The sequence below is a fragment of the Nocardia sp. NPDC050697 genome, from assembly GCF_040654395.1.
In the GTDB taxonomy this organism is placed as follows: domain Bacteria; phylum Actinomycetota; class Actinomycetes; order Mycobacteriales; family Mycobacteriaceae; genus Nocardia.
This window is the reverse complement of the sequence record NZ_JBFAHY010000009.1, coordinates 309,576-318,027: the sequence shown is the minus strand read 5'-3', so window position 1 is coordinate 318,027 and position 8,452 is coordinate 309,576. Positions and strand designations below refer to the sequence as shown.

The 8,452-nt window shown below is 73.0% G+C and carries 7 protein-coding genes; all 7 read left to right on the top strand.

Annotated elements, in window-relative coordinates:
• On the top strand, positions 1-789 hold a 789-nt coding region (locus AB0H71_RS28530), incomplete at its 5' end, for an alkane 1-monooxygenase (protein ID WP_357026908.1).
• Positions 776-1,822 carry a hypothetical protein gene (locus AB0H71_RS28525; RefSeq protein WP_357026906.1) on the top strand — a complete coding sequence of 349 codons (1,047 nt, stop codon included), beginning with the start codon at positions 776-778 and terminating at the stop codon, positions 1,820-1,822. The genes AB0H71_RS28530 and AB0H71_RS28525, both read left to right, overlap by 14 nt.
• A gap of 290 nt (positions 1,823-2,112) precedes the next feature.
• Positions 2,113-2,541 carry a hypothetical protein gene (locus AB0H71_RS28520; protein ID WP_357026904.1) on the top strand — a complete coding sequence of 143 codons (429 nt, stop codon included), beginning with the start codon at positions 2,113-2,115 and terminating at the stop codon, positions 2,539-2,541.
• Between the two features lie 26 nt (positions 2,542-2,567).
• On the top strand, positions 2,568-3,305 hold the full coding sequence (locus AB0H71_RS28515; protein WP_357026902.1) for an ATP-binding cassette domain-containing protein: 738 nt from the start codon (positions 2,568-2,570) through the stop codon (positions 3,303-3,305).
• A complete protein-coding gene (locus AB0H71_RS28510) occupies positions 3,302-4,087 on the top strand; it encodes an ABC transporter permease (RefSeq protein ID WP_357026900.1) in 786 nt (261 codons plus the stop codon). The genes AB0H71_RS28515 and AB0H71_RS28510 overlap by 4 nt, the downstream gene beginning before the upstream one ends.
• 9 nt (positions 4,088-4,096) lie before the next feature.
• Positions 4,097-6,700 carry an ATP-binding cassette domain-containing protein gene (locus AB0H71_RS28505; protein WP_357026898.1) on the top strand — a complete coding sequence of 868 codons (2,604 nt, stop codon included), beginning with the start codon at positions 4,097-4,099 and terminating at the stop codon, positions 6,698-6,700.
• The gene (locus AB0H71_RS28500; protein WP_357026896.1) at positions 6,697-8,436 is read left to right on the top strand and encodes an ABC transporter ATP-binding protein; all 1,740 of its coding nucleotides are present in this window, start codon (positions 6,697-6,699) and stop codon (positions 8,434-8,436) included. Before AB0H71_RS28505 ends, AB0H71_RS28500 begins: the two co-directional genes overlap by 4 nt.
• The last annotated feature ends 16 nt before the right edge of the window (positions 8,437-8,452 follow it).

Sequence of the window (8,452 nt, the reverse complement as noted above, 5' to 3'; positions counted from 1 at the left end):
CTGGTCTCGGGGATCGGGATCAATGCCGCGCACGAGCTGGGGCACCGGGTCGAGCACCTGGAGCGGTGGCTGGCCAAGCTGGCGCTGGCCCAGTCGGGGTACGGGCATTTCTTCGTCGAGCACAATCGCGGGCACCACGTGCGGGTGGCGACGCCGGAGGATCCGGCCAGTGCCCGGCTGGGGGAGTCGCTCTACGCCTTCCTGCCGCGCTCGGTGCTGGGTGGCCTTCGCTCCGCGCTCGTGATCGAGCGGTTGCGCCTGGCGCGCGGGGGGATGCGGTGGTGGTCGCCGCGGAATCACATCCTGCAGGCGTGGTCGATGACCGTGGTGTTGTTCGGTGGGCTGGTGCTGGCGTTCGGGGTGGCGGTGTTGCCGTGGTTGCTGGTGCAGGCGGTGATCGGTGCGGTGTTGCTGGAGACGGTGAACTATGTCGAGCACTACGGGTTGTTGCGGGAGCGGAAGCCGGATGGGCGGTGGGCTCGGTGTTCGCCGCGGGATTCGTGGAACAGTGATCGTCTGGTGACGAATATCTTCCTGTTCCATTTGCAGCGGCACAGTGATCATCATGCGAATCCGGGGCGGCGGTATCAGACGTTGCGGACCTCGGAGGTGGCGCCGCAGTTGCCTGCGGGGTACGCGTCGATGATCGTGCTCGCGGCGATCCCGCCGCTCTGGCGCCGCATCATGGACCCGAAGGTGCTCGCGCACTACGACGGCGACGTCACCAGGGCCAACCTGCGCCCCGGTGCCCGGATCCGGCTCGCGGAGCCCGCCGATGCTGTGGCGTGACGTCAGGGGCGTCTTCGAGGCGCGGGTGGGGGAGCGGGTGGTGCGCGGCTGGGCGCCCACCGTCGAGGACATGGCCACGCTGCTGCGCCGCTACGGCGCCACCGCCACCACCGGGCCGGTGGTCTCCCTCGCGCCCGCGCCGGACGACCTCGACCACGTGCGCGCCGGACGCCTGGACCAGGACCCCGGCTGGCCCGGGCTGCTGCGCGCCGCCGCCGACCGGCCACCGCGGGATACGTTGCGCGCCGTGCTGGTCCAGCTCCGGGGCCGGATCCCGGCGGCCGAGCCCGAGCTGCAGGACTGGCTGCACGCCAGGATCGCCGAGGTGGACGCGGCGGCGCCGCTGGTGGAGCGGATCGCGGTCTTCGACGGCACCCCGCCGGTGCCCTACCTCCCCGCCGACCGGCCGCAGGCCGGGGCGCAGAGCCTGGACTGGATCGACCCGCGCGCGGTGCTCGCCGTCCCCGGCCGCGCCCGCGAACTCACCGACGACGACCGCTGGTCGCTGGCCGGGTTCTGCCGCACCCTGCGCGCCACCGGCGCCGAACCCGAGCTGCACTCCTGGATCGACGATTTCCTGCTCGGCGGCGGCACCCGGCCGATCCGGCTGGTGCGGGTCGAGGGCCCGGCCGGGCCGGTGTACGAGCTGCGCGGCGACGGCGCCCGCAGGCTGCAGTTCGCCCGCGCCTTCGGGCTCCCGGTGCTCGCGCTGGTCAGGGCGGCGCAGCTGCCGCGCCCGCTGATCCCGGGAAGTACGCCCGCCGTCACCGGTTTCGACCGCTGGGGCGAGCTCTGGCGCGGGCTGCGCAGGCACCGCCTGCTCGACGTCCGCGAGGACACCGGGCACACCCCGCCGCACTGGACCCCCACCCGGCTCGCCGCCGACTGGCTGCTGCTGCCCCCGGCCGCCGCCACCGCCGCGGGCCGCGCCTATGAGCGGCTGCACCCGGGCGCGCTCGCCGAGGCCACCGGCCTGCCCGCCGCCGTCCTCCTCGACGCCGGGCGCTGGGCCGGCGTGCTGCTCGACGGCTGACTTGCGCTTGCCCGGCGAATGCCCCCTCTCGGCGTTCGCGGCTCAACCGAACCCGCCACCACGCCCTTTCGGACGTGGCCCGGATGCCCGGCAACCCCGTGGCACCTTTACCAGTACATGACCAACTCAATACTTAGGTTTGACTAACCAAACTTCGCGCAGCTATCGTTGGCGACGCTCGGCGGCTGCGTGTTGCACCGCCTCTCCCGCTCGGGACCGTCGGAAGGTTTGTCATGGTCAAGTCGATCAGGGCCAGTATCGTCCTATTTGCCGCATTTGTGGTGAGTCTCGTGCTGGCATCGGCGCCGGCAAACGCGGATGTTTCCATCCGCGACGCCAAGGCGGGCGATCTGTACGTGCGTACGGAGCAGCCGAGCCTGGATCAGCTGGAGCGGCAGTTCGCGGCCTTCTGGAACCCGAACATCGGCATCGACCCCAAGGTCGAGGTGAGCTACAACGGCCCCGGCGCGCGCGCCGAGCTGGAGAAGGTCATGCAGTACAGCCGGACCATGGACTTCTTCTCGCTGCAGGGCCGCGCGGTCGGGCCGGTGCAGGTCAACGGGAATTCCCTCGCGGTTACCGTGCACGGCCTGATGGCGGGCATCCCGGCGCAGACCACCACCTACCACTTCATCCGGGACGCCGGGCTCTGGAAGTTCGACTGGAAGCGCATCTGCCAGCAGCTGCAGTGCGCGGGCAACCCGAGCTTCGGCTACTGAGCCGCTGACGGGCGCGGGGCCGCGGGATGATCAGCGTCGAGAGCGTCACCAGGAGGTTCGGTGACCGGGTTGCCGTCGGGGAGGTGAGCTTCACCGCCGAGGACGGGGCGATCACCTACCTGCTCGGGCCGAACGGCGCCGGGAAGACCACGGTCATGCGGATGATCGCCGGCCTGGTCCGCCCGGACGCCGGGCGGATCCGGATCGACGGCGGGGCACTGTCGGAGCTGCCGAGCACGCTCGGCACCATCGGCTTCGCGCTCGGCGCCTTCGCCCGCAACCCGCGGCACACCGCCGAGCAGCATCTGCGCTGGCAGGCGGCGCTCGGCGGGCGCAGGCGCGCCGATGTCGGCGCGCTGCTGGAGCGGGTCGGGCTCGGCCCGGCCGCGCACCGTCCGGTGGGCCGGTTCTCCTACGGCATGCTGCAGCGGCTCGGGATCGCCGCGGCGCTGCTCGGCGAGCCGGGCACCATCGTCCTGGACGAACCGGCCAACGGGCTGGACGTCGAGGGCACGCTGTGGCTGCGCGAGCTGCTCACCGGGCTCGCGGCCGACGGCCGCTGCCTGCTGGTCGCCTCGCACGACCTCACCGAGGTGGCGATCACCGGCACCCGGATCGTGGTCATGGGCACCGGCTCGGTGCTCTGGGACGCGAGCCGGGACGAGACCGTCGCCCGCGGCTCCGGCGAGCGGCCGCTGGAGGCCGCCTACCTGGAGATCACCGGGGGCAGCGTGGAGTACGCGGCGAGCGGGGCAGCGCGGTGACCCCGCTGATCGACGCGGTGCGCAGCGAGTGCGCGAAGCTCTCCCGGCGCAGCCCGCTCTGGTACACGGTGCTCCCGCTCGCGGTGCTCATCCCCACGGCGCTCAACGCCGGCATCGCCAAGGCGGTGGAGTCGAATCAGCTCAACGGCGGCGGTGGCATGGACACCGACAATGCCGCCTACTGGATCCTGGTCTTCTCCACCTTCATCCTCATGGTCGGCGCGGTCTCCGCGCTGGCCGGTGAGTTCAAGGACGACACCGCGCAGATCGTCTTCCGGATCCAGCCGCGGCGCTGGCTGCTCCCGGTGGCGAAGCTGGTGGTCTACGGGCTGATCGGCGCGGTCACCGCCGCGGTCACCACGCTGGTCATGCTCGGCGGCTTCCCGCTGCTGTTCCCGGAGATCTGGGGGCGGGTGGAGATCCTCTCCGCCGACGGCATCCGGCTCTGGCTCGGCATTCCGCTCTTCACGGTGCTGGTCTGCGCGCTCGGGCTCGGGCTCGCCGCGCTGCTGCCCAAGCCGGGGCTGGTGGTGATGATCGTGCTGCTCTGGAAGTTCGGCGTGGAGACCTTCGTAGGCTTCGTACCCGGTGACCTCGGGATCACGCTGCAGCAGCTCTCGCCGTTCAAGAACGGGGAGCTCGGGGTGGGGCAGATGGCCACCTTCGACAGCGCCTTCGGCGGGCAGAACGGCTCGCTGCTCTACTTCGCCGCCATCTGCGTCGCGATCTTCGCCGCCGGGACCGTGCGGCTCACCCGCACCGACGTGCAGAACGACCAGTAAAGGAACGGCATGGCCCGCAGAGGTTTCCAGGGTGCGGTGCTCCGCGGCTTCGGCGTGGTGTACCACACCGCGACGGTGCTCGGCACCGAGCAGACCACCCCCCGGCTGCTCCGCGTGTGGTTGACCGCGCCCACGCTCTTCGCCGAGATCAGCGTGGAGCCGACGGCCTGGCTGCGGTTCTGGTTCCCGGACCCGGAGGGGTCGGAGAGCGAGTTCCAGCGCGGGTACACCATTGCCGAGGCGGAGCCGGAGACCGGGCGCTTCGCCGTCGATTTCGTGCTGCACGAGCCGGCCGGGCCCGCCTCCGCCTGGGCGACCCGGGTGACCGGCGGCGAGACCATCGAGGTGACGTCGTTCGGCTCCAAGAACTTCCATGTCGGCGACGACCTGCCCGCCGGGTACCTGCTGATCGGCGACTCGGCCTCGATCCCGGCCATCAATACGATCCTCGCCGCGGTGCCGCCGCAGGTCGCCGTGGAGGTGTACCTGGAGCTGCACCACGACGACGACCTGCTCATTCCGCTCACCCCGCACCCGCTGGCCCGGGTGCACTGGGTGCCGCGCAGCGCGGAGTCGGCGCTCGGGGAGGCGCTGGAGACGCGGGACTGGGCGAACTGGTACTGCTGGGCCGGGCCGGAGTCGGCGTCGCTCAAGCACGTACGGACCCGGCTCAAGGAGTTCGGCTTCCCCAAGAGCGATATCTACGCCCAGGCGTACTGGGTGCACGGGCGGTCCATGGGGAAGTCGCGGGATGCCGCGGAGCGCGACGCCGAGCGGGCGGCGGCGGCGCCGGCCCCGGTGGAGACCGCTGCGAAACCGGTGGTCACCGACACCGCGCCAGTGCGCACACCGGCCATCCCCGCCGCAGCCGCTCCGACCCCCGGACGCTGGCGCTCGCAGGCGGGCTCCCGCCTGTTCGCGGAGATCCGCCCGAAGCTCATCGCGGCGGGCGTCCTGCAGGTCGTGCTCACCCTGCTCCAGCTCGCCCCCTACGTCCTGCTGGTCGAACTCGCCGGGAACCTGCTCGCGGGCAGCGATTCCGGCACCCTGTGGTCGCTCGGGCTCTGGGCGCTTGCCCTCTTCGGCGCGGGCACCCTGCTGGAATCCGCCCTGCAGTTGTGGCTGCACGCGGTCGACGCCCGCTTCGGCCGCGACCTGCGCGCCCGGCTGCTCGGCACCCTGGCGCGGCTGCCGCTCGGCTGGTTCACCGCCCGTAGCTCGGGGCAGGTGAGCAAGCTGGTCACTGGGAACACGCTGGCCCTGCACTACCTGGTGACGCACGCCGTCACCGACGCCGTGGCCGCGGTGGTCGCGCCGCTCGCGGTGCTCGGCTACCTGTTCTGGGTGGACTGGCGGCTCGGGCTGATCCTGCTGATCCCGGTGCTCGGCGCCGTGCTCACCATGCTGACCATGATGGCCCAGTCCGGGCCCAAGATCGTGCAGTCGCAGCGCTGGGCCGAGCGGATGGACGCCGAGGCCGCCTCCTACCTGGACGGCCAGCCGGTGATCCGGGTCTTCGGCGGCGCCGCGGCCTCCCCGTTCCGGCGCAGCCTGGACGGCTACATCGCCTTCCTGGACGGCTGGCAGCGCCCGTTCGTCGGCAAGAAGTCGCTGATGGACCTGATCACCCGCCCGGTCACCTTCCTCTGGCTGATCGCGCTGGCCGGAACCGCGCTGATCAGCACCGACCGGCTGGACCCGGTCGACCTGCTGCCCTTCCTCTTCCTCGGCACCACCTTCGGCTCCCGGCTGCTGAGCATCGGCTACGGCCTCTCCGGGCTGCGCGCGGGCAGCCTCGCCGCCCGCGACATCCAGATCACGCTGGACGAACCCGCGCTGGAGGTGCGCGCGGGCGGCACCGAGCGCGCCGAGCCGCCGGGCCGGGTGGTCTTCGACGACGTGACCTTCGGCTACCGGGCCGGGGTCCCGGTGGTCGAGAACATCGCGCTCACCCTGGAGCCGGGCACCGTCACCGCGCTGGTCGGCCCCTCCGGCGCGGGCAAGTCCACGCTGGCCGCGCTGCTGGCCCGCTTCCACGACCTCGACGCGGGGCAGATCCGGGTCGGCGGCCGCGATATCGCGGGGCTCACCCCGGACGAGCTGTACCGCCGGGTCGGCTTCGTCTTCCAGGATGCCCAGCTGGTGCACGGGACGGTCAGGGAGAACATCGCGCTCGCGGTGCCGGACGCCGACGCCGCCGCGGTCGAACAGGCGGCCCGCGACGCCCAGCTGCACGACCGCATCCTGCGGCTGCCGCAGGGGTACGACACCGTGCTCGGCGCGGACACCGCGCTCTCCGGCGGCGAGCGGCAGCGGCTCACCATCGCGCGGGCGCTGCTCGCCGACACCCCGGTGCTGATCCTGGACGAGGCCACCGCCTTCGCCGACCCAGAGTCGGAGTACCTGGTGCAGCGGGCGCTGGACCGCCTCGCCGCCGGACGCACCGTGCTGGTGATCGCGCACCGGCTGCGCACCGTCACCGAAGCGGACCGGATCGTCGTGCTGGACGGCGGCCGGATCGCCGAGAGCGGTACGCACCCCGAGCTGCTCGCCGCCGGCGGGCGCTACGCCCGGCTCTGGAATGCCGCCGAGACCAAGGAGTTCGCGCGATGATCGGCACCGTCCTCGCCCTCATCCCGGCCACGAGGCGCCGGCTCTTCGCCGGCTACCTCGCGCTGACCGTGCTCTCCACGCTGCTCCGCGCGGTCGCCGTCGTCCTGATCGTCCCGCTGGTCACCGCGCTCTTCGGCGCCGACCCGGCCGCCGCGTGGCCCTGGGTCGGCGCGCTCACCGGCGCGGTCGCGGCGGGCTGGGTCGTGGACTCGCTCGCCTCCCGGGTCGGCTTCGACCTCGGCTTCGGGCTGCTCGAGACGGCGCAGCGCACGGTCTCGGCGCAGGTCGCGCGGATTCCGCTGCGCTGGTTCGGCGAGGAGAACGCCGCCATCACCCGCCGGGCCATCGCCGCCACCGGGCCGGAGCTGGTCGGGCTGGTCGGCTACCTGATGACCCCGGTCATCCAGGGGCTGCTGCTGCCGATCGCCATCGGGCTCGCGCTGCTGCCGATCGCCTGGCAGCTCGGGGTCGCGGCGCTGCTCGCCGTGGTGCTGCTGCTCGGCGCGCTCGGCGCGACGCTGCGGCTCACCAGGGCGGCCGACCGGGTCGCCACCGACTCGAACAGCGTGCTCACCGCGCGCATCCTGGAGTTCGCCCGCACCCAGGCGGCGCTGCGCGCGGCCCGGCGGGTGGCGCCGGCGCACAGCGAGACCGGCGCGGCGCTGGATGCCCAGCACGGCGCGACGGTCCGGTTGCTGCTGCTCAGTATTCCGGGGCAGGTGCTCTTCGGGCTGGCGAGCCAGCTGGCGCTGCTCGGGCTGGCGGGCACCACCGCCTGGCTCGCGGTGCGCGGCAGCATCGGGCTGCCGGAGGCGGTCGCGCTGATCGTGGTCGTTGTCCGGTTCCTGGAGCCGTTCGCCGCCATCGGCGATCTCTCCGGCGGGCTGGAGACCGCGCGGAACACGCTGCGCGACATCAGGACCGTCACCGACGCGCCGGGCCCGGCCGCCGGAGCCACCGAGCCGCCCGCGATGGCCGCGGGCGCCGCCGTGGAGCTGCGCGGCGTGCACTTCGGCTACGGCGACGACCGGGTGCTCACCGGGCTGGACCTGGAGTTCGGCGCCGGTGCGGTCACCGCGATCGTCGGGCCCTCCGGCGCGGGCAAGAGCACGATCCTCGCGCTGGTGGCCGGGCTGGAGGCGCCGGCCGCGGGCACCGTGCGGGTCGGCGGCGCCGACCTGGGCGCGCTGGACCCCGCGGTCCGGCCCGCCGCGGCATCCGTCGTCTTCCAGCAGCCCTACCTCTTCGCCGGGACCATCAGGGAGAACATGCTCGCCGGTGATCCCGGCGCGGACCCGGAGCGGCTCGCGACCGCGCTCCGGCTGGCCCGGGTGGACGAGTTCGCGGAGCGGCTGCCGGACGGCCTCGACACCGTGGTCGGCGAGGCGGGCACCGCGCTCTCCGGCGGTGAGCGGCAGCGGGTCTCGATCGCGCGGGCGCTGCTCAAGCCGGCCGCGGTGCTGGTGGTGGACGAGGGCACCAGCGCGCTGGACGCGGAGAACGAGGCGGCGGTGGTCGCGGCGGTCACCAACGACCCGCAGCGCCGGACCCGCATCGTGGTGGCCCACCGGCTCAGCACGATCGCGGGCGCCGACCGGGTGCTCTTCGTCGAGGACGGCCGGGTGGTCGAGGACGGCAGCGTGCGGGAGCTGCTCGCCGCCTCCGGCCGGTTCGCCGATTTCTGGTGGCAGCAGAACGACGCCGCCGGCTGGCGAATATCCGCTGGCGTCGGCTGACCCAGGACCAAACGAA

Coding starts and splice junctions, on each gene's coding strand:
- AB0H71_RS28525 (WP_357026906.1), top strand. CDS start 776: ATGCTGTGGCGTGACGTCAGGGGCGTCTTCGAGGCGCGGGTGGGGGAG.
- AB0H71_RS28505 (WP_357026898.1), top strand. CDS start 4,097: ATGGCCCGCAGAGGTTTCCAGGGTGCGGTGCTCCGCGGCTTCGGCGTG.
- AB0H71_RS28500 (WP_357026896.1), top strand. CDS start 6,697: ATGATCGGCACCGTCCTCGCCCTCATCCCGGCCACGAGGCGCCGGCTC.
- AB0H71_RS28515 (WP_357026902.1), top strand. CDS start 2,568: ATGATCAGCGTCGAGAGCGTCACCAGGAGGTTCGGTGACCGGGTTGCC.